Source organism: Methanobrevibacter curvatus, assembly GCF_001639295.1.
Lineage (GTDB): Archaea > Methanobacteriota > Methanobacteria > Methanobacteriales > Methanobacteriaceae > Methanoflexus > Methanoflexus curvatus.
Genome location: NZ_LWMV01000202.1, coordinates 1 through 18,180, shown reverse-complemented (window position 1 = coordinate 18,180; position 18,180 = coordinate 1). Strand labels below are relative to the sequence as shown.

16 protein-coding genes are annotated in these 18,180 nt (G+C 23.9%); 9 read left to right on the top strand and 7 right to left on the bottom strand.

Going from position 1 to position 18,180, the window contains the following annotated elements; all coding sequences use genetic code 11:
- The first annotated feature begins 214 nt into the window (after positions 1 to 214).
- From pth2 to MBCUR_RS08215, 5 genes are all read left to right on the top strand, one after another.
- Entirely contained in the window at positions 215 to 556 is a 342-nt protein-coding gene (gene pth2, locus MBCUR_RS08235) for a peptidyl-tRNA hydrolase Pth2 (protein WP_067092437.1), read from the top strand.
- A 49-nt stretch (positions 557 to 605) separates the two neighbouring features.
- Positions 606 to 1,262: an amino acid kinase family protein gene (locus MBCUR_RS08230; protein ID WP_067092436.1), complete on the top strand. Its 657-nt coding sequence runs from the start codon at positions 606 to 608 to the stop codon at positions 1,260 to 1,262.
- Positions 1,263 to 1,424 (top strand): zinc finger domain-containing protein, encoded by a 162-nt coding sequence (locus tag MBCUR_RS08225; protein WP_067092435.1) that lies wholly within the window; start codon positions 1,263 to 1,265, stop codon positions 1,422 to 1,424.
- A gap of 371 nt (positions 1,425 to 1,795) precedes the next feature.
- Positions 1,796 to 2,056, top strand: a complete 261-nt coding sequence (locus MBCUR_RS08220; RefSeq protein ID WP_067092434.1) for an elongation factor 1-beta — start codon at positions 1,796 to 1,798, stop codon at positions 2,054 to 2,056.
- Positions 2,057 to 2,190: 134 nt separating this feature from the next.
- Positions 2,191 to 3,405 (top strand): tripartite tricarboxylate transporter permease, encoded by a 1,215-nt coding sequence (locus MBCUR_RS08215; protein WP_245637304.1) that lies wholly within the window; start codon positions 2,191 to 2,193, stop codon positions 3,403 to 3,405.
- Positions 3,406 to 3,574: 169 nt separating this feature from the next.
- Here MBCUR_RS08215 and MBCUR_RS08210 read toward each other — a convergent pair whose 3' ends face one another.
- The gene (locus MBCUR_RS08210) at positions 3,575 to 4,588 is read right to left on the bottom strand and encodes a hypothetical protein (protein ID WP_157077716.1); all 1,014 of its coding nucleotides are present in this window, start codon (positions 4,586 to 4,588) and stop codon (positions 3,575 to 3,577) included.
- A 294-nt stretch (positions 4,589 to 4,882) separates the two neighbouring features.
- Here MBCUR_RS08210 and MBCUR_RS08205 point away from each other — a divergent pair, with 294 nt between their 5' ends.
- Both MBCUR_RS08205 and MBCUR_RS10430 read left to right on the top strand, forming a co-directional pair.
- A complete protein-coding gene (locus MBCUR_RS08205; RefSeq protein ID WP_067092454.1) occupies positions 4,883 to 6,433 on the top strand; it encodes a CpaF family protein in 1,551 nt (516 codons plus the stop codon).
- A gap of 81 nt (positions 6,434 to 6,514) precedes the next feature.
- Positions 6,515 to 7,660, top strand: a complete 1,146-nt coding sequence (locus MBCUR_RS10430; protein WP_067092431.1) for a type II secretion system F family protein — start codon at positions 6,515 to 6,517, stop codon at positions 7,658 to 7,660.
- 725 nt (positions 7,661 to 8,385) lie between these two features.
- On the opposite strand, the gene MBCUR_RS08195 is transcribed toward MBCUR_RS10430, so the two are convergent.
- The 4 genes from MBCUR_RS08195 to MBCUR_RS08180 form a co-directional block, all read right to left on the bottom strand.
- On the bottom strand, positions 8,386 to 9,210 hold the full coding sequence (locus tag MBCUR_RS08195; protein ID WP_245637303.1) for an ATP-binding cassette domain-containing protein: 825 nt from the start codon (positions 9,208 to 9,210) through the stop codon (positions 8,386 to 8,388).
- A 322-nt stretch (positions 9,211 to 9,532) separates the two neighbouring features.
- Positions 9,533 to 10,024: a methylated-DNA--[protein]-cysteine S-methyltransferase gene (locus MBCUR_RS10105; protein WP_084269647.1), complete on the bottom strand. Its 492-nt coding sequence runs from the start codon at positions 10,022 to 10,024 to the stop codon at positions 9,533 to 9,535.
- A 183-nt stretch (positions 10,025 to 10,207) separates the two neighbouring features.
- Positions 10,208 to 11,527 (bottom strand): oligosaccharide repeat unit polymerase family protein, encoded by a 1,320-nt coding sequence (locus tag MBCUR_RS08185; RefSeq protein ID WP_067092429.1) that lies wholly within the window; start codon positions 11,525 to 11,527, stop codon positions 10,208 to 10,210.
- A gap of 175 nt (positions 11,528 to 11,702) precedes the next feature.
- Positions 11,703 to 12,494 carry a hypothetical protein gene (locus MBCUR_RS08180; protein ID WP_067092428.1) on the bottom strand — a complete coding sequence of 264 codons (792 nt, stop codon included), beginning with the start codon at positions 12,492 to 12,494 and terminating at the stop codon, positions 11,703 to 11,705.
- A 673-nt stretch (positions 12,495 to 13,167) separates the two neighbouring features.
- On the opposite strand from MBCUR_RS08180, the gene oadA reads away from it, so the two are divergent.
- A complete protein-coding gene (gene oadA / locus MBCUR_RS08175; RefSeq protein ID WP_067092427.1) occupies positions 13,168 to 14,883 on the top strand; it encodes a sodium-extruding oxaloacetate decarboxylase subunit alpha in 1,716 nt (571 codons plus the stop codon).
- Positions 14,884 to 14,996: 113 nt separating this feature from the next.
- Here the strand turns inward: oadA and queC are convergent, their stop codons facing one another.
- Entirely contained in the window at positions 14,997 to 15,683 is a 687-nt protein-coding gene (gene queC, locus MBCUR_RS08170; protein WP_084269645.1) for a 7-cyano-7-deazaguanine synthase QueC, read from the bottom strand.
- A 198-nt stretch (positions 15,684 to 15,881) separates the two neighbouring features.
- Positions 15,882 to 17,132 (bottom strand): nickel pincer cofactor biosynthesis protein LarC, encoded by a 1,251-nt coding sequence (larC, locus tag MBCUR_RS08165; protein ID WP_067092425.1) that lies wholly within the window; start codon positions 17,130 to 17,132, stop codon positions 15,882 to 15,884.
- Between the two features lie 315 nt (positions 17,133 to 17,447).
- Between larC and MBCUR_RS10425 the strand changes: the two genes are divergently transcribed.
- A partial coding sequence (locus tag MBCUR_RS10425) for a hypothetical protein (RefSeq protein WP_067092424.1) occupies positions 17,448 to 18,180 on the top strand: 733 nt, incomplete at its 3' end.

Below are 18,180 nucleotides of genomic sequence, written 5' to 3'. Positions count from 1 at the left end.
ATACAAAAATATCATAATATAAAATATAATCATAACATAGAATATAACCATAATATAGAATATAAATAATATCTTCTTCATAAGATATAAATATTTAGAAAAACATATTGTATAATTAATTATTTTCATAAAAATTAATATTGAACAAATGATAATAGTGTAATATTAAAAATAAAAAATAATAATTAATATACGAAAAGAAAAAAGGGAAAAAATGAAGCAAGTTATAGTTGTTAGAAGAGAATTAAAAATGTCTAAAGGGAAAACAGCAGCCCAGTGTTGTCATGCATGCTTAGGAGCATATGAAAAAACTAATCCAGAAAAAATTAAGGAATGGAAAAATGGAGGTCAAGCAAAAGTAATCACAAGAGTAGATACCCTAGAAGAATTGTTAAAAGTCCAAGAACAAGCTAAAATAAATAAATTACCTAACTATCTTGTAGTAGATCAAGGAAAAACAGAACTACCCCCATCAACAGTCACATGTTTAGGTATAGGTCCGGATAAAGATGAAAAAATCGATAAATTAACAAAAAGCTTAAAATTACTAAGTTAATTAAAAAGTGAGATAAAAATAAAAAAACATTCCCCAAGGTGAAAAGATTATAGAATGGGTAGTTAAAGTTGGAGGCAGCTTATTTCCAAAAAAAGCTATTGAATTGGTTAAAAGTTTAAAAAGCACTAAAATATTAGTTATAATCGGTGGAGGAGAATTTGCAGATCTTATAAGAAAATATGATGATGAAATTGAATTTTCAAATGATATAAACCATGAAACAGCTATTGATTCAATGGATATAATGGCTAAATTGTTAAATGATAAAATAGATTTTACAAAAATTGTTTATACAATAGAAGAAGCAAAAAAAACCTCTAATGATGGATTTATTCCAATTTTAATTATTTCTAAATTATTAAAAGAAAACGATCCATTAAAACATTCTTGGGAAGTTACTTCAGATTCAATTGCAGCATACATTGCAAATCTTTTAAAAACAAAACTTTTAATAAGTACAAATGTTAAAGGTATATATACCCGAAATCCATCACATCAAGATGCAATTTTTATTGATGAAATAAATGCTAAAAACCTACTAACTTTTGATGAATCATCAATCGACTTGATGTTACCAAAGCTATTACTTAGATTCGGGATAGATTGTTTTGTGGTTAATGGAAATTATCCCATGAGAGTTTTATCTATAATTAATTCTGATAGGAATCACAATTTTCAATATACTCTTATTAAAGGAGGTGATTAAATGGAAAAAATTCAATGCTCATCTTGTAAGCAAGAAATACCTTTAATTGATACTTATATTAAATTTACTTGCCCAGAATGTGATAATATGTTATACAGATGTGAAAAGTGCAGAACTTTTGGACATGCATACAAATGTGAATGTGGTTTTGAAGGACCATAGTAACATTCAAATTTTTAAAATTAAAACTATTTTAAGGATAAGATAAAAAAATAAAAAAATATCGTTAAAATAAAAATATTAATAAAAAATACAAAATTTAAATAAATTAAAATTATTTTTAGTAAAAAATAAGCATTTATATACTATAAAAAAATATTTTAAAATGGTATTTCTTAAAAGTGAGCAAAAATATTAAAAAAAGATATTAAAAAATATTAAAAAAAAATTAATAGTTAATAAATATAATTGATTATTAAAAAATATAATTAATATTTTATAATATAAACAAGCTTTTAAAAAACATGGAATAATTAAATGCACTAAAAATAAAAAAATATTAAAAAAATAGATAATTAAGTGGAGGAAATAAAATGGGAGAAGTTGCAGCAACAGCAAAGTTAATGCCTGATGATGTTGAAGTCGATTTAGAAAAAGTTAAATCTGAAATCAAAGAAAATATACCTGAACTTCACAGCATTGAAGAAGAACCAATAGCTTTTGGTTTAGTTGCACTTATCGTTGTCTTTGTTGTTGAAGATGGTGAAGGTGGAACTGAAGAAGTTGAAAAGAAATTAGCTGATATCAATGGTATTAGTAATGTTACTATCACAAATACCACAAGATTGATGTAAATATCTTTAAACTTAACTTTAATTTAAATTCATTAGTAAAATTCATATTTATTTTAATAAAATACTTTTTTTCAATAATTTAAAGAAGTGAGAGTGATAAGATTTTTGATCTTATAGCTGCTTGCTTTTTAGGAATACTTTGTGGTGCATTTACAGGTTTTATTCCAGGAATACATGTTAACACAGCTGGAGCTATAGTTTTTGCATCCTCTACTTTTCTTTTAGGATTTACTAGTCCAGAATTCCTGTGTATTTTTTTAGTAACAATGTCTATAGCTCATGCGATGATCGAATTTGTTCCATCAATGTTACTTGGAGTACCAGATGAAGCTACAGCACTATCTGTCCTTCCAGGACATAAAATGGTTTTAGAGGGAAGGTCAAAAGAGGCAATACGAATAGTTTCTATTGGTGGTTTTTCAGCTATTATAGTTACCATTGTCCTCCTTCCTCTTTTTGCAATTTTACTTCCACCAATACATGAAATTATAAAACCATATACATGGATAATTCTTCTTGTTGTTTCTTTATATATGGTTTATAGACTTTCCAGTGGAAAATTAAATATGATATGGTCCTTATTTTTATTTATCTTATCTGGAGTTTTAGGTTGGACAGTTTTTCAAACCCCAATATCTTCTGGATTGAGTTTAATGTGTGTATTTACAGGTTTATTTGGAATAAGTACTATTTTATTTAGTTTAAATGAAAATTCAATTATTCCACATCAAAATAAATACTATGAACTTGAATTGAATAAAGATATGTTAAAAGGAATAATAGCTGGAGGTACAACTGGAGCCATTTTAGGATTTCTACCTGGTTTTGGTCCTGCTCAAGGAAGTGTTTTAGCTCAAGAGTTAAGTGGAGGAAGTGAAAAAGATAATGTTAAAAGCTTTTTAACGGCTATAAGTGGTTTAAATACTTCAGACACCTTATTTTCACTTTATTGCATATATTTAATCGGAAATCCAAGAAGTGGAATAGCTGTTTACATTTCTTATTTGATTTCTAGTTTTTCTATAGGTCATCTGCTAATTTTTACATTTGCATCTCTTCTCGCTGTGTCCATATCATTGATAATTTGTTTAAAATTAGGTGATATATTTGCAAGAATAATGGAAAAGTTAGATTACAAAAAAATGAGTATTTCAGTGATAATTTTAATGATAGTTATTTTATACATCTTTGGATTTATTTATTCTAGTCCAATAAGCTATTTAACATTAACCTTAATCACTTCAACAGCTTTAGGTCTTCTCCCTCATTATATCGGTGTGAGCAAATCCCAACTAATGGGTGTCTTAATTTTACCTGCTATGATAATATATTTCAACATGTTTATGTAAAAACAAAAAATATTAGAAATAATAGAAATTAATTGAAAAATAAGTAAAAATAAGTAAAAATAAGTAAAAATAAGTAAAAATAAGTGAAAATAAGTGAAAATAAAATAAAATAAAGTAAAATAACATAAAAGCAAAAAAAATAATGAAATTAATGAAATTAAATAAAAAATTAAATAAAAATAGTATTCTTAGCTATTTTATCTGCTATTTTATGGAAAATTTTATTGTCTGTTTGAGGAAAAGTATCTACAATACAAAAATCAAATAAAAAAGAAAAATGTTTATCCCATTTTTCAAATGGTAAATTATAAATCTGAAATTTATCTCCATAAGCAACCAACCCAGGGTTAAATGTATTTTTATCTTCATCATCAACTAATGTGGTTTTAAAACCATTAGCTTCAAGATTTAAACAAGCCATTTTTAAAGCTTCAAGATTTAAGTCATTGAAAACAACTTTATTAAAGCCATAAAGTAAAGAAAATATTCCTAAGGAACCAATACCTGATGTACCATCTAAAATAGACATTTTAGAAATTTCTTCTTCACTTAAGTGTTTAGATTTAAAATAGTTGTTTAGTTTAAGGATTTTATTTTCAACAACAGGTGAACGTTCAATATGAACTTTACTTTGTTGTTTATTTAAGACAATTTTGTCTAAAGGAGTCTCAACAATTTCACAGCGATAATCACAACCCTTCAGTAACTTGTGTGATTTTAATGAATCATTAACATTTATTAATCCAATTAAATCACTTGAATCTCCTTTTAAAATAGCTTTAATTTCAGATACTTCATTTATTAATCTGTTAGCTATCTCATCATCAAAATTTGGATGGATAAGAACCAGAGAATTTTCTTTTAAATAAATATCTGGATTTGAACTTAAAGGGTTTGGAAGTGGAGCTGGACCATCTTTAAGCTTTAATGATTTAACATCCATTTTTTCTTCGACCATTAATTTTAACACATGTGCCATGACAATATCTAAAGGTCTTTTACCACAAATACATCTACCAAAATCATTATCTAATGTAGAAAGGCAAATTTGTTCATCAATTGGTTTAAATTTCTTTAAATTAATTTTTACACATTTAAAACATGGTTTAATTGAATCAATAGCTTTTTCTATACTTTTAGATTGAACAATACAGTTGTTATCACACAAACAATTCAATTCCATAATACTAGTTATATTTAAAAAGATTTAAAATTTTCTATTAAATTATCAACTTATTAATTTTTTTCTAAAAATAATTTAATTATTTAACTAATTATTTTACACTTAAAAAGCTATTTTAATTTTAAAAGAATTATTTTACACTTAAAAAGCTATTTTAATTTTAAAAGAGTTATTTTATTAAGCATATTAAATTATATTTAAATTACTGTTTAAAATCAGTAATAAAAAAAATACTAAGTAATCAAATAAAAAAAAATGAATTATAAACATTTAAAAACAGATAAAGATGAAACTATGCAAAATAATGAAACTATTCCTATATATAAGTTAAATAAAATAAAATTAACAAAAAATGAAGAATATGTCTTAAATGAAATTAGAAATGGCTTAGTCGATTTAGCTATTTCTTCAGGAGGAGATTTAAGGCTAAATAAAGATGAATTGTTAAAAGATATTAAAAATTTTATCAAATTAAATTTATCTAAAGAAAAACAATCCTCAGAAAATATAAATAAAAAAAATGGAAAAAATGAAAGAGTTAAAGAAAATAAAAAAATTAAAGAGAATAAAAGAATTAGAGAAAATAAAGAAAATGAAGAAAATTACATGAATAGCAATCATGATAAATATGAAACATACATTGATAAATTAAGCCAAATTTGTTATCAAGAGTTTTTAGGATATGGAGATATTGATCCATTGTTAAACGATGATGATTTAGAGGAAATAATGATTATAGGAACAAAAAAACCTGTTTTTGTATATCATAGAAAACATGGAATGATGAAAACAGATTTAATATTTGATAATGAGGAAAAAATAATTTCAATAATAGATTTAATAGCTAGAGACATTAACAGACGAATTGATAAACAAACCCCTATTTTAGATGGAAGATTAAAAGATGGTTCAAGAATTAATGCTACATTAGAACCAGTATCTTCAGATGGCCCAACACTAACCATAAGAAAGTTTAAAAAAGACCCTTTAACAATTATAGATTTAATTTCACTTAAAACTATTAACTCTTCTTTGGCTGCTTACTTTTGGTTGGTTGTTGATGGATTAGGAGTTAAACCTGCTAACATTATTATTTCTGGAGGGACAAGTTCAGGAAAAACAACAACATTAAATAGTTTAGGAAATTTAATAAATCCTAGAGAAAGGATTATAACAATTGAAGATACATTAGAACTTCAAATACCTCATGAGCATGTCTTAAGAATGGAGACAAGAAGTAAAAACATAGAACAAATAGGAGAAATAGATATGGATGACTTAGTAAAAAATTCTCTAAGACAAAGACCAGACAGAATAATTGTAGGAGAGGTAAGAGGAAAAGAAGCTATTACATTATTTACTGCTTTAAATACAGGACATTCAGGTTTTGGAACATTACACGCCAATAATTCAAGAGAAACAATTAATCGTTTAATTCATCCCCCAATGGCTGTTCCTAAAATTATGATTTCGGCTATTGATTTAATTGTTATGCAAAATAGAATTTATCAAAGTAATGGTGTCTCTATTAGACGAGTAACAGAAGTTTGTGAAGTTGTTGGAATGGAAGAAGATACAGTCCAGTTAAACAAAATTTTTATTTACAATCCAGAAATAGATGATATAGAAAATATTTCCATTTCAAGTGAAATTTTAAGAAAAATAGCTGACATCAAGGGAATTTCATTAAAAGACATTGATATAGAATTAAAAAAAAGAAAAACAATTTTAGAATTTATGGAAAAAAACAAAATCAGATCAAATGAAGAAGTTTCAAACTTTTTAAATGAATATTATAGAAATTCCGACGAATTATTAGGTCTTATTTCATTAAATTCTAAATAAAAAAATAAAAAAAGAAATATTAAAAAATAAAATATTAAAAAAAATAATATTAAAAAATAAAACATTAAAAAAAGGTGTAATATGGAATTTTTTAAAATATTTAAAATAATTTTAATCATTATTGGAAAAATATCCTTAAAACTTATTAATTTTATAAAAACAATTATCTTCAAAGAACAAAATCAAAATAATCATATTACTAAAGAAAAAAATTATGCATATGAAGAAGATAATGATAAAAATTACAAAACAAGCATAAAAACAAAAACAAGCCAAATTTTACAGCTATTAAATGAAAAATTTTTTTTAAAAGATGAAAATACACATTTAAAATTTAATAAAATACAAAATAATCAAGTCAATGAAAACAATGCCCTAGATGAAAACCAATTAAATAAATTAAATAGTCTAAATAAAGAGAATAAGCAAAATAAACTAAATATTAAAAGTATTAATGATTTAAATAAATTAATAAATCAAATAAAAATTGAAATAGCTTCTAAAGATTTTTTAAAAAAGATTAATTTTAAATTTGTTCTACCTACAGGGTTAATAACAACAACAAGCATTTTTTTAATTTTATCAATAGTCTTTTCACTAGAAGTAGGATTAATTTTCTTGTCAATAATATTCACAATAATTGTTTTAGTTGTTTTCTATCCAAAAATTGAAAACAGTAAAGTTAAAAAGAATATATCAAAAGAGATTCCTTATGGTCTTAGACAAATGGTGACTGAATTAAAATCAGGAAAAGGGTTATTTGATACAATGAATTCAATAGCAAACTCTAATTATAATGATTTATCAAATGAATTTTCAATTGCTATTGAAGAAATTCGTTATGGTGAAACTTTAGAAAACTCACTTTTAAATATGTCTAAGAGAGTTAAAAGTGAAAACTTAAATCGTGTTATTTATCAAATTATAAACACAAGTAAAACTGGTGGAAATTTAGCTAACACTTTGAATTTAATAGCTGAAGATGTCTCTTATGAAATACATAATGAATTAAAAGAATATTCTCAAAAATTAAATGGATTTATTATGATTTATACATTTTTAGCTATTTTAGCACCAGTAATATTATTAATAATGCTAATAGCTGCTTCAACTGTAATGGGAGAAATTGTCCCTCCAAATCTATTATTAGTAATTTACATAGTTTTTTTCCCATTAGTTGTTGTATTCATGGGAATTTTAATAAAACAAATGGAACCAAGCATCTAAAAAATTATCCATAACCATAAAGAGCAAACAAACAATAAAAAGATCATTTGCAAAAAAAAATATTATAAAAATATTATAAAAAGATTACAAAAGTATTATAAAAAGATTATAAAAGTATTATAAAAAAATTATAAAGAAATTATAAAAATATAAAAAATATAAAAAGATTATTAAAAAAAGATTAAAAAATATGTAAAAATCATTATAATAAGCTGTGTTTAATGGGAAAATGAGCGAAGGTTGAATATAAGTTAAATAATAAATTTTTTAATAGAAAATAAAATAATGAAAACTTATTATAATGATACTAATTAGTTAAATAGTAATACATATATAAAATTTTCTTTAAAATCTGATAGTAAAAGCCAGATGAAATAGATAATTTTTCTAAAAAAAGGTAAATTATTCATTTTCAAAGAAAAAAAAGCAGAATTCAGTAAAATTTTGCTAAATAAAACATAACAAGTTGAAATAAAATTGAAAGTAATAATAAACAAATATAAAATTTTATAAAAAATCAACGAAGATTTTATAAAAAAAATAAAAAAAGAATAAATAGTCTGAAAAATCTAAAAAAAAGAATATAAATAAATTTTTTATCAATTAAATAAAATAATAGTTATAAATTTAAAATTAAAGAAAAATTAGAAAAAAATAAAAAAGTAATACTTATATTAAAATTATTAATAAAAATATTGAAGAATATTAAAAAAATTAAAAATAATTTACTCTTCTGCAAAGTAACGACGAGCTTCACCAATAGTTAAAGGATAAGCATCACTAGATTTAAAGCTGTCTTTTTTTTCTAAAATTTCAATTAAGTGAGCAATTCTTGGAAGACGAAGATTAGCATCCCTTATAACAGAAATATCATCAAAAACTTCATGAGAACTTCCTTTTTTAATTATTTTGCCATTTTTAATAACAAAAATAAAATCAGCATAAATTGGAACAGCATCAACATCATGGGTAGAAATGATAATTGTCATTCCCTCATTATTTAACTCTTTGAGTAATTTCAAGATTTTTGAAGCACCTTTAGGATCTAAACCAGAAGTAGGTTCATCTAAAATCATTATTTCAGGCTTCATTGCCAAAATACCTGCAATAGCTATTCTTTTCTTTTGTCCACCACTTAAATGATGAGGAGGTTTTTTTTCAAATCCTTCCATTCCCACACGTTTTAAAGCATCAACAACACGATTTTTAGTTTCTTCTTGGGATAATCCAAGGTTTAATGGTCCAAATGCAACATCTTCTTCAACAGTTGGAGCAAACAGCTGATCATCAGGGTTTTGAAAAACAATTCCCACTTTTTGACGAACTTCTAAAAGTGATTTTTTATTGTATAAAATTTCTTTTCCATCTACAAAAACTTTACCTTCGGTTGGTTCTAAAATTCCGTTAAAATTCAAAAATAGAGTAGATTTCCCAGCTCCATTAGGACCTAAGAGAGCAACAATGTTTCCTTTATTCACTACAAAATCAACGTTATTTAATGCTTTAGTTCCATCAGGATACTTGTAACTAATGTTTTTTGCTTCAATAATTGTCATGATATGCCTTTAATTCATAATAATATTATAAAATAATGTGAGAAATGTGAAAATAGTATTTTAAAATAAAATGGATAACAATAAAATTATTAGTAAAATTGAATAAAAAAAAAAAAAAAATAAATTGATAAAAATAAATTAGTAAAATTAAATAAAAAAAAATTAATAAAAATAAAAATTATTAAAAAATTATATAATTTTTAATATAAATAAATTTTGTATAATAAATTGAGTATGTGAATTTTAAATTAATGAACTATGAAAAAACCTTAAAATAATAAATCAAATTTAAATTCAATAAAAGCTAAAAAAAGATTTATTCAATGATAATCCTATTATTTTCAATTTTAAAGCCCTCTTTTAGGAGCATTTCTTTTTTAAGTTCTAATCCTGATCTAAATCCTGTTAATTTCATGTTGGTTCCTACAACTCTATGGCATGGAATTATATAAAATAAAGGATTTTTGTTTAAAGCATTTCCAATAGCTCTATATGCCTTAGAACCAATAGCTTCACCAACTTCTTTATATGTTCTGATTTCTCCATTAGGAATTTTAAAAGTCTCCTTTAAAACTTTTTTTTGAAAATTTGTTAGATTTAAATCATCAAAATCAAAATAATATGAAAAATCAACTTCTTTTCCATTAACTGAATCATCTATTATTTTTTTTAAATTTTTATTATCCTTAAACTCATTTAAACATTCACTGAGACCTTCAATTTCAATAATTTCTTGAAAGTACTCCTCTTCTTCAACAGGAAATACTCTTCTTAGTTTTCCATTTTTACAATATATTTTTAAATCCATTTAATCAAACACTAAAAAATTTTTTATAAAAAACATTATCATCATAATTACTTGCTAAGAAATATTATCTTAATCATCTAAGAAATATTATCTTAATAATCTAATAAATATTATCTTAATAATCTAATAAATATTATCTTAAAAGAAATATTATCCTAATAATTATTAAATCAAAAAGGCATCTCAAGATCTATTTACTCTAAAAACATTTGCTCCATAAATTAAAATACCAACAAGGAAGTATAATAAAATATTTATGTCTAAAATCCCTGTCTCAACACCTAAAATTGTATAAGCCAATAAAATTCCATAAATAGCTATATAAAAATTATCTTTGGTTAATTTAATTAATTTATGCCCTATGCCTAAAATAAGTCCAAAAATACACATTCCTATGGCTAAACCAACACGACCAAAATCTACAAGGAGAGGACCGATTAAAGTAGGAGTAATAGTAACCGAAGTCCTCCAAGCAATTAATTGACCAATAATCATTCGTGGACCAAAATCACTAGTTGGAATAGCACTAGGAAGTAATGATCCATGTAAAATTCCAAAATTTCCAGATATCAAATTTAACAAATTTAAAACATGTAATGTAAAGTCTGCACGTTTTTGAAGTGAATAAAATGGACTTGTATTAACTGTAATAGCATATTCACTTAAAGATCTAAAGTATCCAATACCTACAATCAATAAAAAGCTAAAAAGTATTCCTAAAATAATCTCCCAAATAGCTAAAACTTTTCCATAGTAAGCCATTATAATCATTACAAGTAAACCTGCTAAAACAGGTGTCCTATAGCCTAAAAGTAAAAGAAATCCAGAACTAATGATTATTAAAACTAAAAACCTAAATCTAACTTGTTTTCTTGACAGTTCACCACCATCATATCTTGAAAGATATGTGGAAAATATTAGAGCTATTGCTGGAACAATACAAAATATTGGTAAGGTTAAAAGAGGTTTCAGAGAATATCGTAGAGAAGGTTTTAATAATGGTATTCCTCCAACTGAAGCAATTGAAAGAACAAAAAAAACAATGGATATTAAAAACAATGAAAAACCAATTGAATAAATGTCTTTTTGATTAAATTTTAAAAAATTATTAGAATTTACATTAATACTAGAACTTGGCTTATCAGGATTTTTTTTTCTAAAAAGTAATTCAGGAATAAATAAAGAACCAATAAGAAAGAAAACAAATGCTATTATTAAATTTATAACTAATGATTCATGAACTGGACTTAGACTAAGAAGTAAAAACAATGTAAATACAAGAATCACTATAAGTGGAGAAAATAAATAATTTGAAATAATTTTACTTCTTTTAAAAAAAGATAAAAAATCAGCAGAAGGATATAGGCCTACAAAAAAGCTATTTATCCACTGATTTTCAAAGAAATACATTATTTTAAATATAATTGAAAATAAAAAAGACTTTCTAAAATTTTCTTCAATAGTATTAAAAAGTCTAATTGCTAAGGAATAAAGTTCGCTCATTTAGCTCTCCACCAAATTAAATAAAATCATTTTAAATTACAATAAAACTAATACATATAACTTATATGGATATAACTATATGGTATAATATATGACATAATATATGGTATAATTATGGCATAAGTATATGGATATTAATGGATATTACATTATTTAAAATACAAAACAATTTTATTTAAGTAATTTTTCTAATATTTTTAACAACAAATGTTTCCTTAATAATGTTTAAGTCCTCATCACTACAGTTATAAATTCTAATTTTAATGGAATCAGTTTGACCATATAATGATCCAAAAATATTATTTGCCATTAAAATCTCATTTTTATCTGCTTTAATAAAAAATAAAGTGTTAGCTGTATCTTTTGAAGTAATTGAAGGCTTATTAAACTTTAAATACATTTCATTGTTTAATCTTTGTGAAAGAATTGATTTATATGTATCAGTTGATATTGTTGCAGTCAAAGTGGCATTTAAGTTGTCTGAGAAGTTATAAACTAAATCAGATAAAGAATTAATTTCTACAGGTTCAACAACAACATCAGTTAAATTTTGGTATTTATAACCATCACTCTCTAAACTTATCTGTTCAATATAAATATCAGCTTCTTTAAGATCGGTAGCCAATCCAGCTAAAATAGAAGAGCCATTTACATCTAGCAAAACCTTTACATTGGCTTTGTTATCATCGACCCAAATAACTGTTCCTTCAACTTCTATTTTTTCCATATTGGAAGAATTGTACCCAATAATTTTTGATTTAGTTATATATCCATTATTATAAAAAGAAAGATATTTTTCAACAAATTTACCTAAAGAAGAAGAATCAAAAGAAACCGATTGAACTTGATTATCATCTTCACCATATATTTGAGTAAAAGCAACAACAACAGCCAGCATTACACAAATTATAATTATAATGTCAATTAAAGTAAATTTTTTAAAAAAATCCTTAAAATCAATTTTCATACTAATCCTTCTAAATTTTATTTAAATTAAAAAAATAAATATTAAAACATTTAAAATAATATTTTTATATTAAAGTGTTGTTGAATAAAAAATTTATTGTCAATTTTCATAATAATTAACTTAATTATGATATTTTTATTATACTTTTATTAAATTATAATTATTTTTATTAAATCTTTTAATTAAATTGTAAAAATTTTTATTATAATTTTATTAAATCATAATTACTTTTGTTAAGTCTTTTAATTAAATTATATCTATTTTTATTAATATTTAAGTTTACTGATAATAAAGTCAAATCTATTTTAAAAAAAATAGAAAATTTTATTAATATATTAAAAACATATATTTATAAGTTATGAAAATTTTCTAATGAAAGCATAATTTTAAAATTAAAATTATATTTATTAGGTTAAAAATAAATTTATTAAAGATATATTTTGTTAATGAACTTGAATTTTAAGAAAATGGCTGATTTTTATAAAATTGTAAATTATTAATAAAATTATAGATGATTTATAAATAAATTAGATAATTTGTAAATAAATTATAGATTTATAAGTAAAATTATATTATTGAAAAAATCTTTAAAATATCTTAAAAAAATATTTAAGAAAGTTTTTTTAAAAAAAAGTTTACATTTTATTAAAAAAAAACAAATATTGAGGATAAAATGACAAAAATAAGAATTACCGAAACAGCATTAAGAGATGCCCATCAATCACTCTTAGCAACTAGAATGAGAACAAGAGACATGCTTCCTATTGTTGAAGAACTTGACAAAGTAGGATATTTTTCAATAGAAGCATGGGGAGGAGCTACATTTGATACATGTATTAGATATCTTAATGAAGACCCTTGGGAGAGATTAGTAAGCATTAAAGATTTATTAAGCAAAACTCCTCTTCAAATGCTTATTAGAGGTCAAAATCTTGTTGGATACAAACATTATCCTGATGATGTTGTTGAAAAATTTGTAGAAAAATCTTATGAAAATGGAGTAGACATATTTAGGGTTTTTGATGCATTAAACGATGTTAGAAACATGAAAAAAACAATAGAAGTTGCTAAAGCACAAGGAGCTCATGTTCAAGGGACAATAAGTTATACTATCAGCCCAGTACACAGTTTAGATGATTTCTTAAAATTAGCAAAGGAGCTTGAAGCTTTAGAGTGTGATTCAATAGCTATTAAAGATATGGCTGGATTATTATACCCTAAAGACATTTCAGAACTTGTTACACAGTTAAAAGATGAAACTGACTTAATAATAAATTTACACTCTCATTGTACTAGTGGAATGACACCAATAAGCTATTATGCTGCATGTGAAGCTGGAGTTGACATTTTAGATTGTGCAATTTCACCATTATCTTGGGGAACCTCACAACCTCCAACTGAAAGTATTGTAGCTGCTCTTGAAGGGACTAAATATGATACAAAGTTAAGTTTAAAATTACTAAATCATATTAAAAAATATTTTGAAAAAATTAGAGAGAAATACAGTGGTCTTATTGATCCTATTTCTGAAAAAATTGATACAGATGTTTTAATCTATCAAATTCCTGGTGGAATGCTTTCTAATCTTATTTCACAACTTAAAGCACAAAATGCACTAGATAGATATGAAGATGTTTTAAAAGAGATGCCAAAAGTAAGAGAAGATATGGGTTATCCTCCTTTAGTGACTCCATCAAGCCAAATAGTTGGTACTCAAGCAGTAATGAATGTTTTAAATGGAAAACGATACCAAACAATATCAAATGAAATGACAGAGTATGTAAAAGGATTCTATGGTCAACCTCCAATTCCAATAAAAAAAGAAATTGTTGAAAAAATTATTGGTGATGAAAAACAAATTACTGTTAGACCTGCAGATTTAATAAAACCAGAATATGAAGAATTTAAAAAATTAGGTGAAAAAGAAGCAATTATAAGAAAAGAGGAAGACATTTTAACCTTAGCTCTTTATCCTGCAGTTGCTAAAAAGTTTTTAAAAGGAGATGTAGAAGAAGAAGAAATACCTGATCCTAATAAAATAGCTGTTGAGGCAGAAGACTCTAAAATACCTAATGAGTTTAGTGTTGAAGTGGATGGAGAAGCTTTTGATGTTAAAATTACTCCTACAGGTCTAATGGATATATCTCAAATCCAAGATAAGATTCCAGCAGTTGTTGAAGGTGGAGTTATTTCTAATATTCAAGGAATGGTTTCTAAGATTTTAGTTTCTTCTGGAGATAAAGTAGAAGTAGGAGACACATTAATCATTATTGAAGCCATGAAAATGGAAAACAACATTAATGCTCAAGTTGCTGGAAAGGTAGAAACTATGTTTATTGACGAAGGTGACACTGTTAATGCTGGAGACACCTTAATGATTGTAAAATAAAATATTTAACTTAACCAATATTTATTTTAATTTATTTTTTTATTAAAAATTCTATTTTTTAATTTATTTTTTTAATTTTTTATTAAACAATCCTATTTTTTTCATTTATCCAATTATTCAAGATATTTAGTTTTATCTAAAATATCTGCCTGTTTAAATGCTCTTTTTCTTCTTAAACAAGATTCACATATTCCACAATGGCTTTTTTCTCCACTGTAGCAAGAATAGCTTAATTCCATAGGGGCATTTATTTTTTCTCCTAATTCTACAATCTCTTTTTTTGTTAAATCAATAGCTGGTGCTTTTATTTCAATATCTTCAATTGAACCAATATTTATTAATTCATTAAAAGATTTAAGAAATTCTTTTGAATTATCAGGAAATGTTGCAGCTTCTTCCTTATCCCATCCAACTATAATTATCTCTGCACCTTCACTTTCTGCAAATGAAAGAGCTATTGATGTAAAAACAACATTTCGACCAGGAACCCAAACATTTAATGCAGATTCATTTGTTAATTTAGTATCATCAAGTTGATTTTCTTTTAAAATAGGCAAATCTTTATCAGTAGTAAGGGCAGATGAACCTAAATCTTTTAGCCATTTTAAATTAATTACTGTATGTTTAAAATCTAATTTATCACAAATAGCTCTTGCAGAATTAATTTCTTCATTTGCAGCTCTTTGTCCGTAGTTAAATGTAACTGCATGAATATCATAATCTTCCTTAAAAACAGATACTGCAACTGTAGAATCTAATCCTCCAGATAAAACAGCTATTCCTTTTTTTTTCTTTCCCATTATAGCACCTCGATTAAAAACATGACATATAAAAATTATAATAAAAAATAATAAAAAGCTATAATAAAAGCTATAAAAATAATAAAAAATAATAAAAAGCTATAATAAAAGCTATAAAAATAATAAAAAATAATAAAAAGCTATAATAAAAGCTATGAAACTAATAAAAAATTAATAAAAAATATAAAAATAATAAGATTACAATTCATTTGATAAAAATTCTTCTAAATATTTTAAAAGCTTTTTTTCTACTATAAGGTAAGGAATATGAAATTCATTAGCTATTGAACTAATATCATCATATTCAGGACGTTGAGAAATAACTTTATTGTCAATATACCCTATTTTATATTTTACATTTCTAATACTATTCTTATTTGTTGAGATTTCAAAAAAATCTTTTAAATCTATTTTTAAATCAAGAATTTTACGCTCAACAATGGCTCTGTGAGTATAAGGAGAGATTCTAATACCTAATGTTCCAATTTCATTGAAAATTATGGATAAAAGATTATCTAAATCTTTAGATAAAGCAATAACACTTAAAATACTTCCTGGACGGTTTTTTTTCATGATTATGGGTGTAATAAAAACATCTCTGGCACCATTATCCAACAGCTTGTTAAAAAGATATCCCATTGCCTCTCCATTTACGTGGTCTATATTTGTTTCAATTAATTCTAATTTCTCAATATCTACAGATGATGATGCTTGTACTATCCTTAAAACATTAGGAAAATCTAAATTCATTGTTCCTGCACCATAAGCCGTTTTTAATGGCTTCATCAAGGGATAAAAATCTTTAAATTCATCACAGAGTTCCACATATAATGCAGAACCTGTTGGTGTGGCTAATTCCTTATTAATTGATCCTCCAAAGCATTTTACACCATTTAATATTTCAAGTGTTGCTGGTGAGGGAATAGGAATTTGGCCATGAAGAGATTCTTTAAATCCTCCACCTAAGGAAATTGGTAAGCCAATTATCTTCTCTTTATTTAGCTTTAATTCATAAAAACCATAAATTACTCCAAAAACATCTGCCACAGCATCGGCTGTTCCAACCTCATGAAAATGAACTTCATTAAGTTCTTTGCCATGCACTATAGACTCTGCCAAAGCTATTTTTTCAAAAACATTTTTTGCTCTTTCAAATATTTCAATATTATCCAAGCCATCAAACTCTTCTTCAATTAAGTGGATTTTTTCCATAAAATTTAAATAACTGATTCCATTAACAGCTTCATCTTTAGGGATGATGTTAACATATGTTGATTCTATTCCTTTTTTATTAATTTTATTTATTTCTATATTTACTCCACCAAAAAAAGAGCAAACATATTCTATAAATGATTTTAAATCTTTTTCATCTAATCCCAAATCGATTAGACATCCAAGAAACATATTACCTGAAATTCCAGCACTTTGAGGGTCTATTACAACTACCATAACTTCACCATATAATGAAATCCTTCATTAAAAAAATAATGAAAATTGAATGATTAATTAAAAATAAACTTACAATTAAAATAATAAATTATAAACTAATAAATTATAAACTAATAAAAAACAAATATTGTGATCTAAAAAAAATAAAATTTATAATATACAACTATATTTAACCTACTAAATATAAATTTTTATAATATAAAGAATAAAATAATATGAAGAATAAATAAATTTTATGAATATTAAAATAAATCCATGAGTATTAAATTATTCAAAAAACATTAAAAAAATTATAAAATTTTTTGGAAAGAGAAAATGAAAAAAAACACTTTAAATAATATAAAACTAATAGAAAAGGATAAAAATATTAAATTGATTTCTTCAACTGATTTAAAAGTATTTGATGATTATGATGACAATCAATTAATTTTAGAAATTAAAAATACTGATTTTTTAAATACTATAAAAGAAATAAATATCTTAAAAAACAACACATCAGAACAAACACCAAATGACCTATCACCTAATAATAACCCATCATCTAATAATAACCTATCACCCAATAATTCATTAAATTATAAGTATGAATATGATGGATATTTTATTGAAAAAATAGAAGAAAATGAAAATATATTTATTTTAAATTTATACAATTCTAGTCTAAAAAAAATTAAAGTATTTCAAAATCAATACCATAATTTAGAAAAAGTCTTGTATAAAACACAAGAAAATAAAAAATTAAATTTATCTCAAATAATTTTAATAGACACCAAATTAAAACCAAAAGAAATAATAAAATTATATAAATTAGCAATTAAAACAAAAAATAATTACTTTAATAAAATTCAAATTCCAAAAAAATTTAAAAATAATCTAAATAATAATGAATTTACTTCAATAATTCTTAACCATGAAAATAATAATAATAATAATAATAATAATAATAATAATAATAATAATAATAATAATAATAATAATAATAGTAATAATAATAATAATAATAATAATAATAATAATAATAATAATAATAATAATAATAGTAATAAAA

What these genes read in the sequence shown, in the direction of transcription:
- MBCUR_RS08225 (WP_067092435.1), top strand. Translation starts at nt 1,263, where the DNA reads ATGGAAAAAATTCAATGCTCATCTTGTAAGCAAGAAATACCTTTAATT.
- oadA (WP_067092427.1), top strand. Translation starts at nt 13,168, where the DNA reads ATGACAAAAATAAGAATTACCGAAACAGCATTAAGAGATGCCCATCAA.
- queC (WP_084269645.1), bottom strand. Translation starts at nt 15,683, where the DNA reads ATGGGAAAGAAAAAAAAAGGAATAGCTGTTTTATCTGGAGGATTAGAT.
- MBCUR_RS08205 (WP_067092454.1), top strand. Translation starts at nt 4,883, where the DNA reads ATGCAAAATAATGAAACTATTCCTATATATAAGTTAAATAAAATAAAA.
- MBCUR_RS08210 (WP_157077716.1), bottom strand. Translation starts at nt 4,588, where the DNA reads ATGGAATTGAATTGTTTGTGTGATAACAACTGTATTGTTCAATCTAAA.
- MBCUR_RS08185 (WP_067092429.1), bottom strand. Translation starts at nt 11,527, where the DNA reads ATGAGCGAACTTTATTCCTTAGCAATTAGACTTTTTAATACTATTGAA.
- pth2 (WP_067092437.1), top strand. Translation starts at nt 215, where the DNA reads ATGAAGCAAGTTATAGTTGTTAGAAGAGAATTAAAAATGTCTAAAGGG.
- larC (WP_067092425.1), bottom strand. Translation starts at nt 17,132, where the DNA reads ATGGTAGTTGTAATAGACCCTCAAAGTGCTGGAATTTCAGGTAATATG.
- MBCUR_RS10105 (WP_084269647.1), bottom strand. Translation starts at nt 10,024, where the DNA reads ATGGATTTAAAAATATATTGTAAAAATGGAAAACTAAGAAGAGTATTT.
- MBCUR_RS08220 (WP_067092434.1), top strand. Translation starts at nt 1,796, where the DNA reads ATGGGAGAAGTTGCAGCAACAGCAAAGTTAATGCCTGATGATGTTGAA.
- MBCUR_RS08180 (WP_067092428.1), bottom strand. Translation starts at nt 12,494, where the DNA reads ATGAAAATTGATTTTAAGGATTTTTTTAAAAAATTTACTTTAATTGAC.
- MBCUR_RS10430 (WP_067092431.1), top strand. Translation starts at nt 6,515, where the DNA reads ATGGAATTTTTTAAAATATTTAAAATAATTTTAATCATTATTGGAAAA.